The organism is Bradyrhizobium sp. Arg816 (assembly GCF_029989365.1).
Lineage (GTDB): Bacteria > Pseudomonadota > Alphaproteobacteria > Rhizobiales > Xanthobacteraceae > Bradyrhizobium.
Genome location: NZ_JAPRAQ010000267.1, coordinates 1 through 408, shown reverse-complemented (window position 1 = coordinate 408; position 408 = coordinate 1). Strand labels below are relative to the sequence as shown.

The window sequence follows — 408 nt, the reverse complement described above, 5'->3', positions numbered from 1 at the left end:
GCACAACTTGTCAGATGAGGTGCTGTGCGCCCGCTGGATCGAGAACCCCTACTACCAATACTTCTGCGGCGAATTGAGCTTCTGCCACCGTCTGCCGTTCGATCGATCGTCGATGACCCGTTGGCGCCAGCGGCTGGGCGAGGAACAGCTCGTCGCGCTGATCCAAGAAAGCCTGTCGGTGGCGCACAAGACTGGCGCCATCGGCCCCAAGGACCTGGAGCGGGTGGTCGTCGATACCACGGTGCAGCCCAAGGCCGTTGCGCATCCGACTGATGCGCGTCTGATGCATAGGGCACTCACCAAGCTCGTCGGGCTCGCCAAGCGAAACCACGTGCCGCTGCGCCAGAGCTATCTGCGCCTGGCCAAGCGCGCCGCCATCATGACCGGCCGCTATAGCCACGCCCACCA

Annotated in this window: 1 protein-coding gene; it reads left to right on the top strand. The window is 64.0% G+C overall.

What is annotated here, in order from left to right:
• Window positions 1-408 (top strand): transposase (locus OWC48_RS46830; protein ID WP_282526045.1); only part of this gene is annotated, 408 nt, incomplete at both ends.